The organism is Amycolatopsis magusensis (assembly GCF_017875555.1).
GTDB classification, from domain to species: Bacteria; Actinomycetota; Actinomycetes; order Mycobacteriales; family Pseudonocardiaceae; genus Amycolatopsis; species Amycolatopsis magusensis.
On sequence record NZ_JAGGMS010000001.1, the window covers coordinates 6,576,992 to 6,599,445 of the forward strand.

At 70.1% G+C, this 22,454-nt stretch carries 21 protein-coding genes; 8 read left to right on the plus strand and 13 right to left on the minus strand.

Annotation, left to right across the window (positions count from 1 at the left end):
- The first annotated feature begins 67 nt into the window (after positions 1–67).
- A complete protein-coding gene (locus tag JOM49_RS29135) occupies positions 68–700 on the plus strand; it encodes a TetR/AcrR family transcriptional regulator (RefSeq protein ID WP_209667388.1) in 633 nt (210 codons plus the stop codon).
- A gap of 352 nt (positions 701–1,052) precedes the next feature.
- The gene (locus tag JOM49_RS29140) at positions 1,053–2,366 is read left to right on the plus strand and encodes a CAP domain-containing protein (protein ID WP_209667389.1); all 1,314 of its coding nucleotides are present in this window, start codon (positions 1,053–1,055) and stop codon (positions 2,364–2,366) included.
- 307 nt (positions 2,367–2,673) lie between these two features.
- Here the strand turns inward: JOM49_RS29140 and JOM49_RS29145 are convergent, their stop codons facing one another.
- The 3 genes from JOM49_RS29145 to JOM49_RS29155 form a co-directional block, all read right to left on the minus strand.
- Complete coding sequence (locus JOM49_RS29145; RefSeq protein WP_209671724.1) at positions 2,674–3,936, minus strand: IS4 family transposase; 1,263 nt, start codon at positions 3,934–3,936, stop codon at positions 2,674–2,676.
- A gap of 392 nt (positions 3,937–4,328) precedes the next feature.
- Positions 4,329–4,658 carry a chromate resistance protein ChrB domain-containing protein gene (locus JOM49_RS29150; protein WP_209667390.1) on the minus strand — a complete coding sequence of 110 codons (330 nt, stop codon included), beginning with the start codon at positions 4,656–4,658 and terminating at the stop codon, positions 4,329–4,331.
- Complete coding sequence (locus JOM49_RS29155; RefSeq protein WP_245369519.1) at positions 4,655–5,134, minus strand: Chromate resistance protein ChrB; 480 nt, start codon at positions 5,132–5,134, stop codon at positions 4,655–4,657. The genes JOM49_RS29150 and JOM49_RS29155 overlap by 4 nt, the downstream gene beginning before the upstream one ends.
- 80 nt (positions 5,135–5,214) lie before the next feature.
- Between JOM49_RS29155 and chrA the strand changes: the two genes are divergently transcribed.
- The gene (gene chrA / locus JOM49_RS29160; protein ID WP_209667391.1) at positions 5,215–6,582 is read left to right on the plus strand and encodes a chromate efflux transporter; all 1,368 of its coding nucleotides are present in this window, start codon (positions 5,215–5,217) and stop codon (positions 6,580–6,582) included.
- 7 nt (positions 6,583–6,589) lie between these two features.
- Here chrA and JOM49_RS29165 read toward each other — a convergent pair whose 3' ends face one another.
- Positions 6,590–7,717: a hypothetical protein gene (locus JOM49_RS29165; RefSeq protein ID WP_209667392.1), complete on the minus strand. Its 1,128-nt coding sequence runs from the start codon at positions 7,715–7,717 to the stop codon at positions 6,590–6,592.
- 70 nt (positions 7,718–7,787) lie between these two features.
- On the minus strand, positions 7,788–8,753 hold the full coding sequence (locus JOM49_RS29170; protein ID WP_209667393.1) for a helix-turn-helix transcriptional regulator: 966 nt from the start codon (positions 8,751–8,753) through the stop codon (positions 7,788–7,790).
- 100 nt (positions 8,754–8,853) lie between these two features.
- On the opposite strand from JOM49_RS29170, the gene JOM49_RS29175 reads away from it, so the two are divergent.
- Complete coding sequence (locus tag JOM49_RS29175; protein WP_209667394.1) at positions 8,854–9,534, plus strand: alpha/beta fold hydrolase; 681 nt, start codon at positions 8,854–8,856, stop codon at positions 9,532–9,534.
- A gap of 34 nt (positions 9,535–9,568) precedes the next feature.
- Complete coding sequence (locus tag JOM49_RS29180; protein ID WP_209667395.1) at positions 9,569–10,147, plus strand: hypothetical protein; 579 nt, start codon at positions 9,569–9,571, stop codon at positions 10,145–10,147.
- A 128-nt stretch (positions 10,148–10,275) separates the two neighbouring features.
- Here the strand turns inward: JOM49_RS29180 and JOM49_RS29185 are convergent, their stop codons facing one another.
- The 4 genes from JOM49_RS29185 to JOM49_RS29200 form a co-directional block, all read right to left on the minus strand.
- A complete protein-coding gene (locus JOM49_RS29185) occupies positions 10,276–10,917 on the minus strand; it encodes a response regulator (protein WP_209667396.1) in 642 nt (213 codons plus the stop codon).
- Positions 10,914–12,020: a sensor histidine kinase gene (locus JOM49_RS29190; protein WP_245369520.1), complete on the minus strand. Its 1,107-nt coding sequence runs from the start codon at positions 12,018–12,020 to the stop codon at positions 10,914–10,916. Before JOM49_RS29190 ends, JOM49_RS29185 begins: the two co-directional genes overlap by 4 nt.
- 1 nt (position 12,021) lies before the next feature.
- Entirely contained in the window at positions 12,022–12,807 is a 786-nt protein-coding gene (locus JOM49_RS29195; RefSeq protein WP_209671730.1) for a hypothetical protein, read from the minus strand.
- A gap of 172 nt (positions 12,808–12,979) precedes the next feature.
- Positions 12,980–14,392 (minus strand): PLL family lectin, encoded by a 1,413-nt coding sequence (locus JOM49_RS29200; RefSeq protein WP_209667397.1) that lies wholly within the window; start codon positions 14,390–14,392, stop codon positions 12,980–12,982.
- 339 nt (positions 14,393–14,731) lie between these two features.
- On the opposite strand from JOM49_RS29200, the gene JOM49_RS29205 reads away from it, so the two are divergent.
- Positions 14,732–15,715 (plus strand): PfkB family carbohydrate kinase, encoded by a 984-nt coding sequence (locus JOM49_RS29205; protein ID WP_209667398.1) that lies wholly within the window; start codon positions 14,732–14,734, stop codon positions 15,713–15,715.
- A 4-nt stretch (positions 15,716–15,719) separates the two neighbouring features.
- On the opposite strand, the gene JOM49_RS29210 is transcribed toward JOM49_RS29205, so the two are convergent.
- From JOM49_RS29210 to JOM49_RS29220, 3 genes are read right to left on the minus strand one after another with little or no spacing between them, the layout of a single operon-like run.
- Positions 15,720–15,977: a hypothetical protein gene (locus JOM49_RS29210; RefSeq protein ID WP_209667399.1), complete on the minus strand. Its 258-nt coding sequence runs from the start codon at positions 15,975–15,977 to the stop codon at positions 15,720–15,722.
- A gap of 42 nt (positions 15,978–16,019) precedes the next feature.
- Positions 16,020–16,649 carry a LysE family translocator gene (locus tag JOM49_RS29215; RefSeq protein ID WP_209667400.1) on the minus strand — a complete coding sequence of 210 codons (630 nt, stop codon included), beginning with the start codon at positions 16,647–16,649 and terminating at the stop codon, positions 16,020–16,022.
- Positions 16,650–16,656: 7 nt separating this feature from the next.
- Positions 16,657–17,145, minus strand: coding sequence for a GNAT family N-acetyltransferase (locus JOM49_RS29220; RefSeq protein ID WP_209667401.1), 489 nt, complete (start codon positions 17,143–17,145; stop codon positions 16,657–16,659).
- 149 nt (positions 17,146–17,294) lie between these two features.
- Between JOM49_RS29220 and JOM49_RS29225 the strand changes: the two genes are divergently transcribed.
- Together JOM49_RS29225 and JOM49_RS29230 are read left to right on the plus strand one after the other, a co-directional pair.
- Positions 17,295–18,056: an FHA domain-containing protein gene (locus tag JOM49_RS29225; protein ID WP_209667402.1), complete on the plus strand. Its 762-nt coding sequence runs from the start codon at positions 17,295–17,297 to the stop codon at positions 18,054–18,056.
- An 88-nt stretch (positions 18,057–18,144) separates the two neighbouring features.
- The gene (locus tag JOM49_RS29230; RefSeq protein WP_209667403.1) at positions 18,145–19,902 is read left to right on the plus strand and encodes a serine/threonine-protein kinase; all 1,758 of its coding nucleotides are present in this window, start codon (positions 18,145–18,147) and stop codon (positions 19,900–19,902) included.
- 239 nt (positions 19,903–20,141) lie between these two features.
- Here JOM49_RS29230 and JOM49_RS29240 read toward each other — a convergent pair whose 3' ends face one another.
- Complete coding sequence (locus tag JOM49_RS29240; RefSeq protein WP_209667404.1) at positions 20,142–22,268, minus strand: N,N-dimethylformamidase beta subunit family domain-containing protein; 2,127 nt, start codon at positions 22,266–22,268, stop codon at positions 20,142–20,144.
- Positions 22,269–22,454 lie beyond the last annotated feature (186 nt).

Consider the following 22,454-nt stretch of genomic DNA (forward strand, 5'->3'; position numbering starts at 1 on the left):
CAGCGATAACGTACCCAACAATGTTCCGCACCTCAAGGGGCACGGCCGTCCGTGCGAAACTCGGACCATGTCAGCGATTTCCGAAGCCCGCGGGCGGACACCACGGCGCAGCCCCCGCAAGCGCACCGTCGACACCGCCCGCGCCGAGGACCTCCTCACCCAGGCCGGCGACATCGTGCTCGCCGAGGGCTTCACCACGATCACCATGGACCAGCTGGCGCAACGGCTCGGCTGCTCGAAAGCCACCCTCTACAGCGCGGCGGGCACCAAGGAACAGCTGGTGCAGACCATCACCCGGCGGTTCTTCGTCACCTCGGCCGAGCAGATCGAACAGGCCGTCGCCGAGGAAACCGACCCTCGCCAGCGCATCCGCACCTACCTCACCGGAGTCGGCACGGCCATGCGCCGCCACTCCCCCGCCTTCTACGACGACATGGTCAGCTACGAACCCACCGCCCGCATCTACCGCAAGAACTCCGACACCGCCGCCCGCCGGGTCCGGGAACTGATCGACGACGGCATACAGGCCGGCGCGTTCCGCGACATCAACGGCACCTTCGCCGCCCAGGTCGTCGCCGTGGCCATCGACGCGGTCCAATCCGGCGAACTCCTGCACACCACCGGACTCACCGCGGGCGACGCCTTCTCCGCACTCGGCGACCTCATCCTCGACGGCCTCAGCCGCCCGGCCACCACGTAGGAACTGACCGGCGATGCGCCGGTTCAAGGCAGATCGAATTCGCTTTTGCCGATCCGCCTCGAGAAAGATCCGTCTCAGCACTATCGCCCGGTCCAATTCTTGACGATCGCAGACCCCATACCAAGCTATCTGGCTTAAAGATCTCCGGTGCGCCTTCTGGGCGAAATAATTCACGCGTAATCCGGTCGGTCCTGGCCAAGTGAAGCCGTTTGCCCCTGGTGCCGCACATGTCCGCGGGGAGATAATCCCGAAGGACGCCGGCTGGCGTTGGAGGTGAATCAGCGCGCCGCATCCCTGGGGCCGGCGGGCAGCTTCACAGTATTTCAACTCGTCGAAGACGATGGGATTTGTCATGCGTGATCCTCTTCCGGACCGGACAGACGACGTTTTCCTCAAAGAGCTGCTGGAAAGCATCAACACCTTCCGCGCCCGGCACGGCGTCGAGCCACTGACCCTCGACCCGGACCTGGTGACCGAGGCCAAAAACCGCGCCCAGGTCGCGTCGACCTACAACATGCTGGACGAGAACCACCAGGGGAAGAAACCCGAATACGGCGAAAACATGTCCTGGCAGGCAGGCGGGAGCGACCAGCCGGCGTCCACGACGGGAGCGAGCTCGAGCTGGTACGGGGAAATCGTCGACTACGACTTCGCCGGGGCGAGCGGCTACGCCGGGCGGACCATCGGCCACTTCACCCAGCTGGTCTGGAAGGGCACCACGAAGTTCGGCGCCGCCCGCGCGTTCGGGAAAGGCCCGAAGTACTACGAAACCTACATCGTGGGCGTTTTCTCCCCGCCAGGGAACTATTCCGGCCAGTACGCGGCCAACGTGGTGACACCCATTCAGGGCCAGGACAACAACGCCGTGCTGCGGTGGACGTCCTTCGACGGCGCCGCCTGGAGCCCGATCACGCTGCTGTCCGACCACGAAAGCCTCACCGGACCCGCGGCAGCGGTGTTCAACAACAAAGTGTACTGCGCGCACCGCGGTAACTCCGATGCCGACGTGCGGTACTCCAAGTGGGCCACCGACGCGCCCATTCCGGGCTGCCAGAGCGCCGAAAGCCCCGCACTGGCCGTCTTCCAGAACGAGCTCTACTGCATGCACCGCGGCCACAATGACACCGGCGTCTACGTCACCACCTTCAACGGCGGTTGGTGGACCCAGGGCAAATCGATCCCGGGGCACGCCACGGCGGCGGGCCCGGCCTTGGCCGTCTACCGGGACAAGCTCTACAACGTGCACCGCAGCGACGCGAACACCAACCTCTGGTCCACCACGTTCGACGGCACGGCGTGGGCGGTCGACACCCAGATCGCGGGCTGTCAATCGGCTACCACCCCGGCGCTGGCGGTGTTCCAGGACAAACTGTTCTGCGTGCACCGCGGCAGCCAGGAAACGGGCCTCTGGGTCACCACCTGCGACGGCACGGCCTGGAGCGCCGCCAGCCGCATCCCCGGCTGCGAATCGGACTCGGGCCCGGCCGTGGCCGCCTACCAGGACAAACTGCACTGCGTGTACCGCGGTACCGACGACAGCCTGCGGCACACCACTTTCGACGGCACGTCGTGGAGCGCACCGGCCACGATCGCCAACGCCACCTCGACGGCGAACCCCGCACTGGTCGTCCACCACAACCGGCTGTACTGCGTCCACCGCAAGTGAAACGTGAGCGGAGGGCTGTCCACAGGCACCCACCTGTCCACAGCCCTCCGCTCAGCCACCCCTCGGAACGGCCCCTACGCGATAAGCTGGCGATAGGGGCCGCCCCCGGGACAATGCCACTTACTTAGCGTCACCGCAGGTGAGCGGCGTCGATGGAAGGGTGTCTGCGCTGGTTCGGGCACGGATGGTGATGACGGGTGGCGCGTTGTAGCGGGTGCTGGCTGGGCCGGTCTTCTTCTTATAGCGGCTTTGGGTTTTCTTCACGGCACGGGGGCAGCTGCGGTTCCGGCGTGCCGGGTTGAACCGCTCAAGGATCTCGGAGATCGCTTCCCGGGTCGCCCGACGAAGTGTTCCGGGGGGAAAACGCCGCCTGGTCACTGACCTGGCGGCGGATCGCGCGGAAAGAGCGGATAAAGGAGATCCTGTCGACGTCGATATCGGCTTGTTCCGCCGCTTCGGTCATAAGATGCCGTATCGCATAATGGGTCAGCAGGAGTGCCCAAATTTCCTGCCGCACCGTTTCAGCGTGTTTCGACCGTAACACCACGGTCGAGCCGCCACGGATATGGGTTTCGATCTCATCGAAGACCGATTCCTCTTCCCAGCGCTCGTGATAAACAGCGGCAAGCTCCGCGGCCGACACTTCGACTGGTTCCAGGATTGTAGTGACCAGCCGGATGATTTCGCCTCGGCCATCCCGGTTAGGGATCTCGTATTCGATGACCCGAAGCTGAATGTAGTCGACCGCCATGCCGCTGGCGCGACGTTTACGCTCATATTCACGGTTATGGCGTTTCTGCTGCGGATCGCCGACCTCGGACAGGTAAGACCCGTCCGGCAGAACTGACAACACGGGAAGGCTGAGCTCGGACTGGACTCGCCAGGCCAGGTCCGCACCTGTTGCCGCAGCGGCTTTCCACAGCTCGTAGCTATAGAACCCGGCGTCGGCGAGCACCAGCATGCCCGGCTCGAACGCGTGCAGCAGCCGAGCGACCTGCACCCGCTCCTGTTCCTTCCATGGATCGATCTCGGCTGCCACCACCGCGCGGGTACCGCATTCGACCAGCGCGGCGACCCGCGCCTGCGGGAATGGCGCGGGATTCTTCCCGCCACACCGGCCGAAACCTTCCTCATTGTCCTCGGTCTCCGGGAGGTTGAAGATCACGCCGTCAACTGCCATGATCCGAAGGCCACGCAACCACGCGCCCGGCGTGGATCGTTTCGCCATCGGCACGGCGACCCGATCGAACAACAACCGCAACGGCTCCGCGCCCAGCCGCATCCGCGCTTTCGAAATCGCCCCAACCGTAGGTATTTTCCATTCGCTACGCCAGGAACCAACAGCTCGCAACCCATGGGCCAGCTTGCGCATGACCTCCTCGTAGCCGTCGCCGAAGAACAAGCACAACGCCAGCACATAATAGACAACAACCCGCGCAGGCAGTAACCGGACACGCTTTTCCTGCCTATCGGCAGCAGCGATCACCTCATCCACCAGATCGCGATCCAACAGTCGAGTCAGCACGCCAATACCAATAGCGTCCGTCAAACGCTCATGATCACTAACCATCGACTGCACATCACGCGCCACACCCACAACGGAACGCTACCCCACATCCCGCTACACTCAGCAACAACACCAACACGGTCAGACCCGCAACCTGCTAAGTAAGTGGCATTGGCCCCCGGGAGGGTGGGGGGCTGCCTGTCGGAGGGTGGGGGCTGCCTGTCGGAGGGTGGGCAGCCGCTGCTGTCGGGAACGACGTAGCGCACCGCGATTCGCATTCGTCCGGGCCGGGCCGCGTTCCCGCCCGGACGTTTCCGCGCGCTGGCCCAAGCCGTGAACGTCGAATGGCGGGGGTCAGGCTGGTTCGCGGCCGAGCAGGGTTCGGCGTCGGAAGTATTCGCGGAGGCCGTCGAAGATCGGGCCGGTGACGGCGAGGGTGTGCTCGTCGTCGCCGATCATGGACAGGCCGCGCAGGATGACGTCGAGGCCCGGGCTTCGGGGGCGTGGTAGCGCTCGTCGTCGAGGTCGGCCTCGTGCACGATCTCGGCGATGCGCCACAGGGCGGGGTCGTCGAGGTCGTAGCGGCGCAGGATGGTTTCGAAGCTGCAGTCGGCGCCGTGGTGGCCGAGGTCGACGCCGCGCATGTCGAACGGGGTCGCGTCGGGTGGGACTTCGGCGGGGTCGCCGACGAAGACGAACTCGGCTTCGCTGTCGACGGCCCGGCGGATCAGCCAGGCGCAGGCGGCGCGGTCGATGTGGATTCCGGCGCGGGTGGCCCATTTCATGCGGTGTCCTCAGCGAGTCGATCGGTGTGCAGAGCCTCGACGGCGGCTTCGGCCTCGGTACGGCCGGGTGGCGGGAAGTAGTCGCGGCGCTGGATCCGCCGGAGTTCACCACGCAGGCGCCGCAGCGCGCGGCGGCGTTCGGTCTCCCCGCCACCGGCCGCGCGACGGGCGTCGGCGAGCACGGACCGGTACTCCTCGGCCCTCGCCTCGGCCATGGACGCGGCGAGGGCCTTCTCCTGAGCCAGGGCGGCGGGCTGCGCGAGCCACACACCCGCCGTGCCGCCCAGTTCGGTGATCTCCTCCGCGATCCAGTCGAAGTGCTCGCGCGTGCGCGCGTCCGCGGGCAGGGCCACCAGTCCGTCGCCGAGTTGCGCCACGCCCAGGCGTTTGAGCTTGCGCCACACGGTGATCCGCGGCGTCGAGGGTTCGCGGGGCAGGCGGTAGGAGAGCAGCACCCAGTTGCCGGTGGCGGCCATCCCGCTAGCTGAACACACCTCCGAGTTCCACTGCAACCGTGGTTACATCCTTCCCGTCGACTCGGGAAGGGGCGGGCACAATGTCGGAAGTCGCCACCGGCGAGGTGGTGCCGCTGCGCACCGCGGTCCGGGCGTGGTTCCTGATCTCGCTGCAGACCTTCGGTGGCCCGGCCGGGCAGATCGCGGTCATGCAGCGCACGCTGGTGGAGGAGAAGCGCTGGATCAGCCAGCAGCGGTTCCTGCACGCGCTGAACTACTGCATGCTGCTACCCGGCCCGGAAGCCCAGCAACTCGCGATCTACGTGGGCTGGCTGCTCAACGGGCGTCGCGGCGGGATCATCGCGGGCACGCTGTTCGTCCTGCCGGGCATGCTCGCGCTGCTGGCCCTCTCGGCGATCTACGTCGCCTTCGGGGACACCACCGTGGTCGCCGCGATCTTCGCCGGGCTCGCCCCCGCGGTGGTGGCGATCGTCGCGCAGGCGGTCTGGCGGGTCGGGCGCCGCTCACTCGGGCACCCGGCGCTGATCACGATGGCCGCGGTGGCTTTCGTGGCGCTGGCGCTGTTCGCGGTGCCGTTCCCGGTGGTGATCATCGCCGCGGCCGTCCTCGGCTGGCTGCTCGGGCGGACCAGGCCGCACATCATGCGAGCCAACGCCAAGAACGCCACCGACGACGGCCCTCCCCCACTGATCTCCGACGACGCCTTGCACCACGAGAAGCCCCGACTCGCCCGCAGCGCGCGAGTCCTGGTGATCGGCGTGCTGCTGTGGGCCGCGCCGGTGGTCGCGGTGGCGCTGTTCACCGGCGCGGGCGGCATCTTCACCGACCAGGCGCTGTTCTTCTCCGGCACCGCGCTGGTCACCTTCGGCGGCGCCTACGCCGTGCTCGCCTTCGTCGCCCAGCGCGCGGTGGAGGTCTACGGCTGGCTCTCCGCCGGTGACATGGTCCGCGGGCTCGCGCTCGCCGAGTCCACCCCGGGACCGCTGATCATGGTGGTGCAGTTCGTCGCGTTCCTCGGCGCCTACCACCATCCCGGCGCACTCGACCCGTGGGTGGCGGGCGTGCTCGCCTCGCTGCTGACCACCTGGGTGACCTTCGTCCCGTGCTTCCTGTTCATCCTGCTCGGCGCGCCCCACGTCGAACGCCTGCGGCACAACAGAACGCTCTCGGCCGCACTGACCGGCATCACCTCCGCCGTGGTCGGTGTGATCGCCAACCTCGCGCTCTACTTCGCCCTGCACACCCTGTTCGCCCAGACTCGGCTGTGGTCGGCCGGTCCGCTGCACCTGACCCTGCCCGCGCTGGACACGTTCCGCCCGGTCGCCGCCGTGCTCACCGTGCTGGCGCTGGTGCTGGTTTTCGGGCTGCGCTGGCCCATGCTGCGCGTCCTGCTGGTGTGCGCCGCACTGGGTGCGGTGGCCGCGTTCGCCGGACTTCCCGTGGGGTGAGCCACTCCTACCGGTCCCCGTCCGCGGACGTCCGGTCTTCTTGCCGGCGCCGGTTCCGCTCTTGGCGTTCCCGTTCGCGGCGGCTGTAGGTCGCGTTGCGGACCGTCTCCTCGTCTTCCAGGCTCGATCCGAGCGCACCGGCGACGATCCCGACCGAACTGCACAGCCACACCAGGTTCAGGTACGAGCCCACGCCGACCGGGTGCCCCAGGCTCTGCGCGAAATAACCGCTGTCGATCAGGACGGCCGCCGCGAGCAGTGCGAGCACGTACAGGATCGCGTACATGCACGCCACCCCGATCGCCAGCGTGGTCACCGTGGAAACGTTGTACAGCAGCGCTTTGCGCCGCTCGGCGGCCTCGGGGGGCCGGTCCCACAGGTGGTTGTACACCGTCAGCCAGCTCGTCATGACCAGGACGGTGAGCACCGTGATCGCCGCCAGCCGCAGCGGGGACAGCGCGTCCGCGAGCTTCCAGAACGAACTGGTGATGATGCCGTAGGCGGCGGTCCCCGCCGCGGCCGCGGTGGCCCCCGCCAGGTGCGGCACCAGCCGCCACGGACGGTTGTCCCGCACCATCCCGGCCAGCAGCCGCAGTCTGCCGCGCAGCCCGACCAAGGCGAGGTGGGTCGCCGCCGACTGGCGCCCGCCGGAGATGCGCTGCGTCGGGGCCAGCGCCTCACGCAACCGCGCCGCCACTCCTCCTCCGCGGTGGTCCCCGTCGATCCCCAGCTGCCGGGACACCAGCTGCCGCACCACGCGGACCAGCAACGCCCGGACCCGGTGCCGCAGCAGGACGGCACCGAGCGCGGGCAGCGAGATCATCGCCACCCCGTGTTCGGCGTCGACCCCCGCGACCACGGGTTTCGTCCCCGAGCGCCGGGGCAGATCGGTCACCAGGACCAGCAGGTCCCAGCCCTGGTCCCGCCGGTGCCGCTCCGACAAAGTGCGCATCGGGATGTCGCCGTCTTCGTCCAGCGGCAACTGGTCCACCTCGTGCTCCACCCGCCAGCGCGCCTGCCCGCTGACCCGGGCGGCGAACGTCCCGGGTAGCTCGTCGGCGATCGTCGTGATCACCTGCTCCGGCAGCCCTTCGTCGGCCAGCACCCCGACGGCCACCTGGTGCGGTGCGTTCATGTGGCTCACCTCACTCGTCGAAACCAGTCGGGTTTCCCGTGCGGTAACGGCCAAACGCTCCGCGGTGGTCCTAGGCGCCCTTCGGGGTCAGGGCCGCGGCGAAGCGAGTCGCGACCGCCGCGACCGTGGCACGTAGTTCATCGCCGCCTTCGACGCGGAAGTCGAACGGGACGGTCGCCAGCCATTCCTGCGCGTACATGGCCGGATTGCTGGTGCTCCCGACGAGCACACACCCGTCTCCCAGTGGCTGGAGCTGTCCCATGGGCGGCCGGATCCAGGGCGCCACCTCGGCCGCCGGGGCGGGGAACACGACTCGCGTGGGGAACTCCCAGCCGGTGCCCAGGTGCTCTTCCAGCGCCGCCACCGGATCGAGGCCGGCAGGCGGCTCGAATCCGTGCACGGTCTGCCTGACCGCGCGGACCCGGTCGACGCGGTAGGTGCGGACCGCGTCCGCGCGATGGGAATGACACAGCAGGTACCAGCGTCCGTGGCGGGCCACGACGGCCCAGGGATCCACCTCGGCCTCCCACTCGCTGCCGGTCTCGCCTCGGTAGGTGATCAGCACCCGGCGCCTGGCCGCGACCGCGGCGATCAGCGCGCTGGTGAGGGCGGTGTCCGGGCGGGCGGAGTGCCGGTCGGGCGCGGCCGAGGCATGCTCGCGCAGCGCCGCCGCCTGCCGTCCGACGTGCTCGGGCAGTGCCCGGATGACCTTGCCGAGAGCGGCCCCGACCGGGTCGCCGACCTCGGCGGCGGCCGGCTGGCTCTCGAGCACCGCCATGACCAATCCCAGCGCCTCGGCCTGGGTGAACACGATCGGCGGCAGCCTCGTCCCACGCCGGAGCCGGTACCCGCCGTGCGGCCCGCGGGTCGACTCGACCTGGATCCCGGCCTCCCGGAGGATCCCGATGTAGCGGCGGGCGGCGCGCTCGGTCACCCCCAGGGCCTCGGCGAGCTGACCTGCCGTCGCCCCGGGGCGGGCCTGGAGGATCTCCAGTGCCCGCAGTGCCCGTGCGGTGGGGCTGGAGTCACTCGGCACCGGGGCAGGCTAACCGATCGCCCGGTGAACCGGTCGTGGATCGTCCGGAATCGGCGGTAGCGTGCCGTGTCCTGACCCGCGCACCCCAGGAGAGTCAATCGTGGACGTCCTGCTCATCGCCGGTTTATGGCTCGACGGATCCGTCTGGGACGAGGTCGCGGCCGAACTCCGGTCGCTCGGCCACCACCCCGTGCCGCTGACCCTGCCCGGGCAGGGCGATGGATCGGCTTCGGCCACGCTCGACGACCAGGTGGCGGCCGTGCTCGCCGCGGTGGACTCGGCCTCCGGCAGGCCCATGGTGGTCGGGCACTCGGCAGCCTGCACGCTGGCCTGGCTGGCCGCCGACGCGCGGCCGGAAAAAGTCTCCAAGACCGTCCTCGTCGGCGGCTTCCCGACCGGCGACGGCAAGCGCTACGCCGACTTCTTCGAACTGCGCGACGGCGTCATGCCCTTCCCCGGCTGGGCCCCCTTCGAAGGACCGGACTCGGCCGACCTCGACGAGGAAACCAGGCGCGCCATCGCGGCCGCCGCGATCCCGGTCCCCGAAGGCGTGGCCACCGGAGTCGTACGGCTGACCGACGAGCGGCGCTTCGAGGTGCCGGTCCTGGTCGTGTGTCCCGAGTTCACCCCCGCTCAGGCTCGGGAGTTGATCGACGCCGGCGACGCGCCCGAGCTCGCGAAGGTCACCCACCTCGACTTCGCCGACATCGACTCCGGCCACTGGCCCATGCACACCGAACCAGCCGAACTCGCCCGCCTCCTCGCCGCGGCAGCCTCGTAGGTGCCGGTGCCGCCCCGGCCGGGATAGTGGGGTCGTGCCTAACCTCGACTTCTACGCCATGGACGACGATTGGCCCGCGGTTCTGGGGGCCGTGTTCGGTCTTGGCTTGTTCCGCGTCTTCGAGTCCGACTCGGAGCCGGACCGCGAGCTGCGTGAGTTCCAGGCTCTCGCGGAGGTTCCTGACGGCCGGCCGGGACGAAGCCTGGCGTTGTTCGCCGCCGGGTCGGGGCCGGAGCCCCTCGCGAAGCGGATCGATTTCCTTCCCGGAGTGCGTCCCGACGCCACTTTCCGGTACTGCTGCGAAGGGTGGGGGCTCATCCGACTCCACCACGGGACGGCAGCCGGGACGCGGGAGCTGCGACGGAGTCGGACGAACCACAACTCGGAGAAGCGGGCCGCGGCGTGGTCCGCGACCTTGCCGCGCCTCGGTGACCCCGCCGACTGGGACTGGAAGGCGGTCACCAGCGCCTCCGGCAGGCTCAACCGGACCATTCGCCGGCTGGCCGTGAGCAAGATCGGCGCACGCCCGGTGTTGCCGCACGCGGCGGCTTTCATCGCGCAGGCCGGCTTGCGGTACGAGTACGGCATCGGCCTCCACGCGACTCCGGCCTAAGACGCCGAAAGGCGGTGAGCTCCCCCAGTTCGTCCCCGCGTACGCCGAGCCGTCGAAGGCGTCACCGGCACCGTCCTCCTGGGATTCGGCGCCCGCCTCGCCATCGACTGACGCCGCGGGAACAGGCGCTAACCGGCGTCACGGACGAGCAGCGCGATCTGCACGCGATTGGTCAGTCCGAGCTTGGTCAGCGAGCGGCTGATGTGGGCCTTGACGGTGGCTTCGGTCATCCCGAGGTCCCGGGCGATCTCGGCGTTGGCCAGCCCCCGGGCCACCGCGCGGGCGACCTGCTGTTCGCGCTCGGTGAGCGCGGCCAGGCGCGCCCCGGCGGCCCGGGCGTCCGGGGATTGCTTGTCCGCGAAGGTGTCGACGACCCGCTGGGTGACGGTCGGCGAGAGCACCGCGCTGCCGTCGGCCGTCGTCCGGACGGCGGCGATCAGGTCCCGCGGTGCCGTGTCCTTCAACAGGAATCCCGCGGCCCTGGCACGCAGGGCGCCGTAGATGTGCTCATCGCGGTCGAAGGTGGTCAGCATGACGACCCGGGGTGGGTTCGGGGACCGGTTGATCTCCTGGAGCGCGGTGACGCCGTCCATGCCGGGCATCTGCACGTCCATGAGCACGACCCGGGGCCGATGACGGGCGACGGCGGCTACCGCCTCGGCCCCGGTTCCCGCCTCGGCGACCACCTCGATGTCGTCCGCCGCTTCCAGGATCATGCGGAGTCCGGTCCGCACCAGTGCTTCGTCGTCGGCGATGAGCACCCGGATCATGCCGGGAGCTCCGCGGACACCAGGAAGCCGCCACCGGGTGCCGGGCCGGCGGTGAAACGGCCGCCCTGGGTCTCGACGCGTTCCCTGAGTCCGGTCAGGCCGAGCCCGCTGCCCGGCATCGCCGGGGCGGACCCGCGCGGCGCGGTGTTCTCGATGGTGATCCGCAACGCCGAGGGCAGGTACCGCAAGACCACGTGGGTGGTGGCGGTGCGGGCGTGCTTGTGCACGTTGGTCAGCGCCTCCTGGACGACCCGGTAGGCGGTCTGGCCCACCGTGGCGGGCACCTCGCGCGGCGTGCCCTCGTCGCACCGTTCCACCGCGACGCCGACCGAGTTGGACTGCTTGATCAGCCAGTCGAGATCGGCCAGCGTCAGGCAGGCGTCCTGCTCGCCCTGCTCCAGCACGCCGAGGACGGCCCTGAGCTGGGTGAGCGCTTCCTTGCCGGTGACGCGGATGAGCTCCGCCTCGGCTGCGGTCTTCTCGTCGCCGGCGTTGATTTCCAGTGCTCCCGCACGCAGGACCATCAGCGAGACCCGGTGGGCCACCACATCGTGCATGTCCCGGGCGATCCGCGCCCGCTCGTGGGCACGGGCCTGCTCAGCACGCGCGGCCTGCTCCGACACCAGCCGGTCGGCACGCTCGCGCAACCCGGCCACCACCTGGGCCCGCGCGGCCACCCACAACCCGATGATCATCGGGAATCCCACGAACAGCGGTGCCCCGCCGAGCACGGAGGCGAGGTCGGCGCCAGGCCGGGGCAGCACGGCCAGCAGGCTCGCGGCCACCGCGTACCCGACCAGGTGCCGAGGCCGCCGGTACGTTATCGCCGCGACATAGGACGCCACCGCCAGCAGGAATCCGGGGCTCCGGAGCACCGCGTCGGCCGCCACGACCGCGAACAGCGGCCAGTGCCGCTGCGGCACCATGCGCGCTGCCACCGCGGCCACCAGCCCTGCCACCACACCCTGGACGTACACCGGCACCACTTCGAGCGCGAAGTGAGCAGGCGGCAGGAAAGCCGCGCAGAACGCCGCGGCCGGAAGCCACCACGCCCTCAGCCGTTCACGCATCACCGGCAACCACACCCCCATGAGGCCCAGCATTTCACCAGCTCAGGAAGCGCAGGGTACGGACCTCCCCGCCGGGGCACGGCTCGGCGCGCAGTTCGGCGACACGGTCCCGCAGGACCCGGACACCCAACGGCACGAGTACCAGGCACAGGGCACCGTATTCGAAGAGGTCGGCGAGGTGAACCGCCTTGAGCACGCCTCCCCACAGCGTCCCCGCCCACAGGAGCACCAGGCACCGCCCGAGGCCGAACGTTCCCGAGCGGAAGGCGCCGATCGCCAGCAATAGCATCCCGAGGTACTGGCAGGCGGACGCCGTGACACCGACCCGCCAGGGCCCGTAGGAGATACCCGCGTAGTTGGCCGCCACGAACTCGTTCGCCCGGTCGAGCCCCTGCGACGCGGCCAGGTGGAAGGCGGTCTGGTCGACGCCGGCGAAGTACAGCCGCCCGAACAGGCCGAGGACGACGAGCGTGCCACCCCAGCGGGCGAGCACCGGAGCCCGCGCCGCGACGACACGGGCGAGGGTGACGAAGGCGGGCCACAACAGCAGTGCTCCGGCGGCGAAGCACGCGTATCCGGCGGTCACCAGCGCCGGGTTCGCCAGGTAGGCCGCCAACTGCGACGGAACGGCGAACGGCTGCCTGGCGAACTCCGCCAACTGCTCGGCGGTGAAGGCTCCCGAATGGAGCGCCAGGTACCGCAGCAACAGCCCCGCCCACCACACGAGGGGACCGAGCACGAGGGCCGCGCCCCCGATGACCCGGCCCGGGAACCAGGCATTGCGATCGACCAGAGCGGGCGGCGTAGACACCGAGTTCATTCGTTCCACAGCCGCACCTTGGCGCACGGGCCACCCAGGGCACATCGTCCGATGGACACACCACGGGTCTCTTTAGTAGGAGCCCGGCGTCCCTTCCGGACGGCCCGCCGTGGGGCACCGGGTTCGCCCGGGTTTGCCGGACCCGGGCGAACGCGGTGCTCGTGACCGCTGGTCAGTAGGTGGCGACCAGGTGCAGGGCGCGGTCCGGATCGACGGTGGCGCCGAGGGACAACGCGGTGCCCGGGTTGCCGGCGTGCGCCCAGGGGGTCCAGGTTCCGTCGGTTTTGCGGATGCGGTGGTGGATCTGCCCGTTGAACACCGCGCTCAGGTGGAACACCTTGCCCGCCTTGTCGATGGCACCGGCGACCGCGGTGAACGAGCCAGTGGCGCCCACCGAACCCCACGCACTCCACGTGCCATTACTGGCATAACGAATGCGATGGTGCGGCTGCCCGTTCAGAATCGCCACCACCTGCAAATTCCCGCCATCATCCGTCGACGCCGTGACAGCCGACGCCGAACCGGGATTGGCCACGAGTGCCCAGGGGGTCCAGGCGCCGGCGGCATTGCGGACACGGTGGTGGACCTGGCCGTTGAACACCGCCGTCAAGTGGAATGCCTTCCCGGCCGTGTCGATGGCACCGGCGACCGCCGTGAACGAACCGGTCGCGCCCACCGAACCCCACGCACTCCACGTGCCATTACCGGCATAACGAATGCGATGGTGCGGCTGCCCATTCAAAATCGCCACCACCTGCAAATTCCCGCCATCATCCGTCGACGCCGTGACAGCCGACGCCGAACCGGGATTGGCCACCAGTCCCCACCCGGTCCAGGAGTCGTCCGTCTTGCGGAGGCGGTGGTGGACCTGGCCGCCGCTGACCGCCAGGGCGTGCACCTCGCCGGAGGGCGCGGCCGCGGTCGCCACCTGGGTCGCCGTGGGCATCCCCAGGTTGCCGAACGGGGTCCAGGCGCCGTCCGCCGCCCGCAGCCGGTGGTGCACGCTCCCGCCGTCTTCGACGATGTTGTTGTAGCGGTAGGGCTTGAACTGGGCCGACCCGCCGTCGTAGGGGTAGTCGATGATCCGGTGTTCGGCACCGAGGTTCCCGGTCGGCCCGGCCTGCTCGTAGGCCCAGTACCGCGTCCGCTCCGGGTTCGCCCAGCTCTCGAAGAGCGCGACGTGCCGGGTGTTCGAGTCGCCTTCGATGTCGATCAGCGCGTCACCGGGTCGCAGATCGTCCTTGGCGATCGGCGTGCTGATCGCGGCGAGACCGACCGTGTTGGTGCCGCCGTTGGGGTCCGCCGGCCTGCCGGGAAGCCCCCAGGTCATCGACACGAAGCCCGAGCAGTCCTGCCGGAACTCCCCGTACGGGGTCGGGTGGTAGTCCGTCTGGCTGTAGGGCACGCCGGTCCAGCTCGCCGCGCGGGCGAGCACTTCACCGCGGCCGATGGGCGCCGCCAGCGCGCCGATGGCCTCCGCGGAGATCTCGGGCGAGATGTTGGCTTCACCGGAGTCGCCGGGCACGGGCTGCCCGTGCGCCGCGGAGGGCACGAGCGCGAAGGACAGTGCCAGCAGAAAGCACACCACCCCGGTTCTTGCTCTTCGAACTTTTCCTAAAGCCACTTCATTCCCCTCACTTTCCGTGGATGCGCTGCACAGCGCCAGGAATCTCTAACAGGATCCGGTTGTGCACGGTCGGCGCGGCGACGGTGCACAACAGACCGTGCACAACGGCGATGGACGCACCACCGCCTGAGGCGGGGTTGCTGAACCTCCAGCGCCCCTGGCGGATGAACGCCGACGACGTCCTCGGCGGGTGGCCCGGACTCCCCCACACCAACAGGGCCGATTTCGATCTTGGCGGTTTCCACCGGCGTTTCCCGGGTATGGCCTAAGCCGGATGGGAATCGAGGGGGTGAGCCGATGGATACGGCCGAGGTGGCGGTGGCCGGGCAGATCGCCCGCTCCCTGGTGCTGGACCTGGCTGGCCTCCCCCCGGCGGGTGACTCGGCCGCGGTGCGGCACCAGCAGGAAACGCTGGGCGGCAAGGGCGCGAACATCGCGGTGGCCCTGAGCCGGCTCGGCGCGGCGGTGAGCCTGATCGGCGTGGTCGGCGACGACTGCGTGGCCGGCGCGGCCCTCGACCGGGCCCACGCCGACGGCATCGACACCACAGCGGTGGTCCGCCGTCCCGGTCACGGAACCGGGCTCATCGTGGAACTGCGCACCGACGGCGGGCACCGGCGCCAGATCGAGCACCTGTCCGACGGCCTCCTGCTGACCGAAGCCGACATCCTCGCCGCCACCCCCGTGCTGACAAGCGCGTCCTCGGTGATCCTGCACGGGCGGCAACCGGTCGGCGCGGTGCTGGCCGCCGCCAGGACGGCCAAGGCCGCACGACGGCGGGTGGTGCTCGAAGGCATCCCGGGCGAACAGTCGTCGACGACGGAACTGCTGGCCCTCACCGACGTGCTCCGACTCGACCAGCACGACGGCGAACTGCTGACCGGCCGACGACTGGACTCCGCCGAGGCAGCCGCGCTGGCCGGCCGGGACCTCCTCCGCCGGGGTCCGGGCCTGGTCGCGCTGGCCGCGGGCGAGGACGGCAACGTGTTCCTCTGGGAGGACGAGCACGTGATATTGCCGTTGGCCATCCGCGACCCGGTGCACACCACCGGCGGCGAAGACGCGCTGGTCGCCGCCCTGACCTTCGCACTCACCCGCGGCGCCGACCCCCGCAAAGCCGCCGCACTGGCGGTGGCCGCGTCCGCCACCACCGTGTTCCACCCGGGCGGGCGGCCCAGCGTCAGCCCCGTGGCACTGGGCGCCCACCTGGTGGAGCTGAGCATCCCCGCCCAGCCCTCACCGCCCCACCACGCGGAGGCCGACTACACCGGCAGTCATTGACGCGTCAGGAGTCCGCTGGTCCTTCGCGTCGCACTTCCTTGACCGCCCTGGCGCTGGTGGCGGTTTCGCGGTCGACCTTGGTTTGGTCACGCGTCGCGCGATGAGCATCTGTCCGGACGGCACCTTCGGCGCGGGCCAGCCGCTGCTGCTGGTGGTTCAGCGATTCTTCGCGGGCGTCGGCGGCTGTTTCGCGTTCGTCCGCCGCCCGGCTTCGTTCGGCGAGCGACGCCGGCGCCTGCACTGTCTCCTCGTGGTCGGTCATGGTGCGCTCCGGCGCTGGGAAAGGGTGGAACTTCCGGTCACATCAGTTCTCGGTCAACAAGCGCAGTGCCAGGCCGCCGAAGATCACCGCGGAAAACTCTTTGAGCCGACGCTGGAACTTCGGCTTCCGGAGCACCAACGCGGAGAAGGTACCGGCCGCCAGCCCGACCGCACCGTCCATGACGAGTCCGATCACGATCAGCACCGCCCCCAGTACCAGGATCTGGGCGGACACGGCCCAGCCTCCCGGCGTGAGGAACTGGGGCACGAAAGCCAGGTAGAAGAGTACGACCTTCGGGTTCGCCAGGTTGGTCAGCACGGCCGACAGGTAGGTCTTGCGCAGGGTGCTCCGCCGGCTCCCGCGCGCCGCGGCCAACGCCGCCGGTTTCCTGGCCGATATCAGGGTGCTCACCGCCAGGTAGAGCAGGAAGACCGCGCCGGCGATCTTCACCGCTTCCAAGGCCGCGGGCGCCGCGCGCAACAGCGCGCTCAACCCCAGCGCGGCCGCGACCGTGTGCGCCATGGTGCCGCTGGCCATCCCCAGTGCGGCGGCGACCCCTCCGCTGCGCCCGCCTCCGACGCCGTGGGCGATGATGAACATCATGCCGGGCCCCGGCACCAGGTTGAGCACCACGCACGCACCGGCGAAACCGAGAAGTGCACCTAGCTCCATGAGCCCATTAGAACACCGCCGGCAGGAGCTGTCCGAAGCTCAGCAGGGTGAGCCCGGGAACCGGCGCCCAGTCGCGGTCCGGGAGCCGGGCGAACCCATGGGCCGCATACAACCGCTGGGCCGCGGTCATCCCCGGTTGCGTCGACAGGACCAGGTGCCGGACCCCCAGCGATGCGGCCCGTTCCATCACCGCCTTCAGCAACGCGGCCCCGACGCCCCGCCCCTGAGCCTCCGGCGCGACGGCGAGGGCTCGCACCTCGGCCTCGTCCGCGCTGCGGGCGACCTCGCTGTCCGGACCCCAGCGTTCCAGCATGATCGTGCCCACCACCCGGTCGCCGTCGACCGCGACGAGCACGTCGCCACCCGCGGCTCCCAGCGCGCGCAACGTGGCGGCGTAGTCCGGGTTCGCGGTCAACAGCCCCTGCGCCTCATACGCCTCGACCCGTAGATCCCCCACCGCACCCAGCTCACCGGGCAACGCCGCACGCACGAACATGACCGCATACAACCAGAGGCACGCTCAGCCGGGTGGCGGCGGGCTTCCACGACGTCGGCAGGAACGGTCACTGCGCTGGTGTGCCCCAGAGAGGCGGGGACTGGTCCCCCGGCGCAAGCGCCACACTGCCGGGGAGATCGAGGAGCCCGATGAAACAGGAAAGCCTGGCCCGCGGTGTGCCGCACGCCGCTCCCGGGGCCATCGTCGCCCGTACGCTGGCCGCGCGCCTCCACGTCGATCCCGCGGAAGGGCGCACGGTCCGGTTCGGGCGCAACCGCCCGGACGTCGACCTGTGCGTCGGCGAGACCGATCTGCGGGTCAGCCGCCGGCACGGCCTGCTCACCCACCGCGGCGGCCACTGGTGGGTCGCCAACACCGGGCAGTCGCCGATCCGGCTGCCCAGGGCCCGGTGGCTGTTCCGCGACGAGGACTCCGTGCCGCTGCCCAGCGGCTACACGCCGCTGTTCGTCCCCGGCTCCGGCGACCGCGAGCACCTGCTCGAGCTCTACGTCGCCGACGACCGGGACACGCCGGTCCCACCCCGGGCCGACTCGGTCACCCAGCCACCGACGCGCTGGCGGCTCACCCCCGACGAGCGCCTGGTGCTGGTGGTGCTGGGCCAGCGCTACCTGCTGCACGAAGCCGATCCCCAGCCCGTGTCCCGCCAGCAAGCCGCACTGATGCTGGCCGAGCTGCAACCGGAATCGAGCTGGAGCGCCAAACGGGTTGAGCACGTGGTCGCCGACGTGCGGACCCGGCTGTCCGCCCACGGTGTGCCCGGCCTGCTCCGGGAGGAGATCGGCGAGCCGGTCGGCAACACCCTCAACAACAACCTGCTGCGCGAACTGGTGCTGACCACCACCCTGGTGCCCCCGGACCTGGCCCTGCTCGACACCCTGTCCTGGGACTGAGCACCTTCACGCGCTTGCGCCGACCACTCCGCCGAGAGAACCCGGAGACGCCGTGACGCGACTGAAAGCAGTCAACAAGCTACTTGCCGTGCGAACGGGCTACCTGGTCGACGCGCGGTACGAGCTGGAGGACGCCTGCGGCTCGGGGTCCGGCGGCGTGGTCTGGACCGCCTTCGATCGGAAGCTGAAACGGCGGGTGGCGCTCAAGCGGTCGCACGCGGCGGCGGACGGCGTCGACCGGGCGCAGTTCCGCCGCGAAGCCGAAATCGCCGCGCAGGTGCACCACCCGAACGCGATCTCGATCTTCGATGCGGTCGACGGCGACGGCTGCTGGCTGGTGATGGAGTACCTGCCGGCGGTGAGCCTGGACAAGACACTGGCCGAGACCGGGCCGCTGCCGCCGGAACGGGTGGCGAGGATCGGCGTGCAGATCGCCGGCGCGCTGGCCGCGGTGCACGCCGGGAACATCGTGCACCGCGATGTGAAGCCGGGCAACATCCTGGTCACCGAGGACGGTCTCGCCAAGTTGACCGATTTCGGCATCTCCCTCTGGCGTGCGGTGACCCGCGACGACGACGGCAGGGTCAGCGGTACCCCCGCGTACGTCTCGCCCGAAGTGGCGAACGGACACCCGGCCGGCCGGGCCTCCGACGTCTTCTCGCTCGGCGCCACGCTGTTCGCCGCGGTGGAGGGCACGCCGCCGTTCGGCAGGGGCGAGCCGGAGGAGGTGCTCAGACGCGTCCGGCGCGGCGAGGCCCTGCCGATGCGCCAGGCGGGTCCGCTCGTCCCGCTGCTGGAGGAGATGCTGCGGCCGCAACCGGACAAGCGGCCCACCGCCGAGGAAATCCGGACACGCCTCGAAAGTCTCATCGGTGACTGGGAATCGCCGGCGTCGCGGGTCGAACACCCGGCCCGGGTGCCGTTCTGGCGCCGCCCCCTGCTCCAGGCCTCGGTGGTCGCCCTCGTCGCGATACTCGGCACCGCGGTGGCGCTCGGGCAGGAAGGACCGCCTGACGGGAGACCGCAGGGGTCCACCGGCGATCTCGTCGGCGACGAGCGCACCGCCGACCCCTGCGCGCTGCTCGACCCGAGACGGTTGCGCCAGTTCGGCCCGGCCCGGCTGATCGCCACCTACGGCAACTTCAACCGCTGTGACGCCCTGGTCGACGTCCGCGCGAAAGCACCGTTGGACGTCGAGGTCCAGCTGATCACCCGTGCGTCCCGTGCCGTGCAGGGCGGGCCGTTCGACGTGGTCGAGGAGGCCCGGCAGAGCGGTGAATGCGACCGCACCGTGGTGGTGGACGACGGGTATGCCGTCCGGGTGTCGGCGAAGCTGGCGAACCCGCCGCTGGATCTCTGCGCGGTGGCCGACGCCGCGACCGGCACCGTGGTGGAGGTCCTCCGCCACGGCCCGATCCCCCGGCGCGCCACCCCGTTCCCGGCCGGCTCGCTCGCCGACCTCGACGCCTGCACGCTGCTGGACGAGCAGTCGCTCGCCACGCTGGCCGCGGTCGACAGCGGGGCCGCGGTCAACGTTTTCGGGAACTGGGCGTGCAAGTGGTTCAACACGGTCGGCGGCGCCGGTATCAACCTGCGCTACGACCAGCACCCGGCACAGGAACTCCTCGGGGGCGAACTGGTCGAGCTGGGCGGCCACGCCGGGTACGTCCAGCTGGACACGAACAAGAGCTGCACGGTCAGCATCCCCCTCCAGCCGCCGGGCCAACCGCAGCGGGCCCACCTCGACGTGCTGGTGCTGACGGTGCGGGGCGACCAGCCGGCGCTCGAATACTGCCCCCAGGCCAAAAGCCTGGCGGCGGTGGCCGCCGGGAACCTGCCCTTCTGACCAGCGCCGGGACCCGTCCCCCGGCCCGTTCCCAGGCTGCCGCCATGAGACGGATTCTCCACGTCCTCGTGGCGGGGATGCTGGTCACCGGCGGGCGGCCGGAGGTGTCGAACTCCTCGCACGTGATACGGCGACCCGGAGATCGTGTCGGTCAAGAGCAACGAAAACACCGTGCGCTACAACACTTTCCGCACCTCGCAAGGCACTCTCTCGCACCGCCACGGCAATCACGGCGCCTTCTACGGCAACTTCTTCCTCGGCGGCGTGGAACGTCCCAGCGCCCGGTCGAAGACGTTGCGGAGCAACCGTTGTATCACCGCATCGACCTGGATCGCGCCGTTGAACGTCAGCGACGAAGCGCTGAAGACGAACCCGCCGCCCGGCAGTTCCTTGCACACCATCGCCGCGCCGCCGCTGTCGGTCGAATTCGTGCCCTGCGCGAAGACCTCCTCCGGCGACGCCTCACCGTCGAAGCCCTGCAGCGTGTCGAACTCCCAGGCGCTCGCCGCGCCGTTGCGGCCGCTCGCGCCGAACGTCTCACCGACGCCGAGGCCAGTCCCCGCCAGGAAAGGGTGCTCGCGCAGCACCCGGTACGGCGCGAACGTCATCCAGCCCTGGTGTTCGTAGTTCACCCCGAGCAGCTGCGACGCCGGCAGGTCGTAGTTGTTCAGCAGTAGATCACGGCTCCCGTTCGCGGCCCGGAAGGTCAGCGTCGTGCCGTCGGCGTCGAATTCGGCGCGTTCGTAGAGCTGGTTGCCGCCGGTGCCGATCACGCTGCCACCGGCTGCGAGGTAGCCGGCGAGGTGGGCGCGCATGGCCATCGACCAGTATTCCGGGTGCCCGCCCAGCACGATCGCGTTGTACGCGGAGAGCCAGCCGCCGGTGTGCAGGTCGTGGTCGGTGTAGCAGTCGACGCCGATCTCCTCGGTGCTGAGCCAGCGCAGCAGCTCCAGGTCGCTGAACAGGTCCACGTCGTACTGCCCCTTCGACGCGATCAACCAGTTGTAGCTGGGCCGCAGGAAGGTGAACACGCGCCGCACGCCGTCCTGGCCCACGGAGTACTGGTCGTGCCCGCCCCAGCCGTTGTAGGCGTGGTAGGTGTTGCTCGGCAGGACCACGGCGATCTTCTGCTCGGGCGCGGCCGGGCGGACCACGAACGGGACGTGCTGCACCCGGCCGAAGTCCCCGGTGAAGCGCGCGGCGTAGACGCCGGACGGCCAGTCCGCGGGTATCTCGGCGCCGTAGCGCTCGTCCCAGCCGCATCCGGCCGACCGGTAGTCCGCGGCGAGCATCTGGAGCCCGCCGGTGACGGTGGTCCTCGCGGTGACCGGCTCCGGGGTGTCCCCGCCGGGCGTGACGCGCACGATCTCGGCGCTGACCGAGCTGAACGCGGTGGACAATGCGAAGGAGGCCCGCCCGCCGGTGGGAACGCTCTGCCGCCGCGGATACCCCTGCAGTCCCACGCTGCGCTCGACGGTGAACCCGTGCCCGACGATGACGCCGGTCGCGTTGTTGATCCACTGTGGCCCGCCGTCGGTGTCGACGCTCTGGTGGTTGGTGAGCCGCAGTTCGACGAGCGTCTCGTCGTCGCCGGGCACCGTCGCGAGGTCGATCCGGACGAAGTAGAGGCCGCCGTTCCCGCAGCCGGCGAACAGGTCGCGGCGGAACAGCTCGAACCAGTCGTTGTCCCCGATCTGGAAGGGCTGCCCGCCGTTCGCCCAGCCGACACCGTCGCGGTAGCGGAACCAGGTGAGCCCGCCGGTGCCGCTGACGGTGTAGATGACGTTCCCGACGTCCGAAAACAGGTAGCGGGGGACGTTGAACCCGTCCGCGAGCGGCACCGGCGTCGCGAAGTGCCCGCCGCTCGGCCGTCGTGAGCGGTACAGGACGCCGTCCGCGTCGACGCACCAGATGACGCCGCCGGGCCCGCCGAAGATCCGGGGGAAGGCGGCGAACCCGGTCCCGACGACGACGCCGGTGCCGTTGCCGGTCCAGTAGCCCGCGCCGGTGTCCATGTCGGTGACGACGCGCTGGTAGGCGAGCACATCCCCGTCGCCGCGGACGCCGTAGAGCACGCCGTCGACGTCGCCGAGCACGGTGACGAAGTCCTGCCACCCGGAGCCGATGTGCACGCCGATGCCCTCATTGGCCCAGTCGGAGCTCGCGGTGGCCCAGCCACGGTGGCGATACCAGTACAGCAACCCGTCGGCCTGCACGGCGTAGATGATCCCGTCACCCCCGCCGACCAGCCGGCTCCACCGCTGGCGCGGATCGAAGGTCCCGGCCGCGGCAAGCGCACCCGCCGGTCGCGCCGGCGGCTCGGCCTCGATGATCGGAAGTGGTTCGCGGCCGCTGAGCATTCCCATCGCACACCTGGCTTCCGTGCCTACCCCGCCCACCGGGGAACGCCCCTGTCCCCACCGAAGTGCCGCGATGAAGCCACATCACCCGATGAGCCCAGCCCAGCGGTGGCCTACTTCGCTTGGCCGACAAGGCAATCCCTTCACCGCGAACGCCGGTGAGCTGGCGTCCGGCGAGGTGTCAGGGGCGGT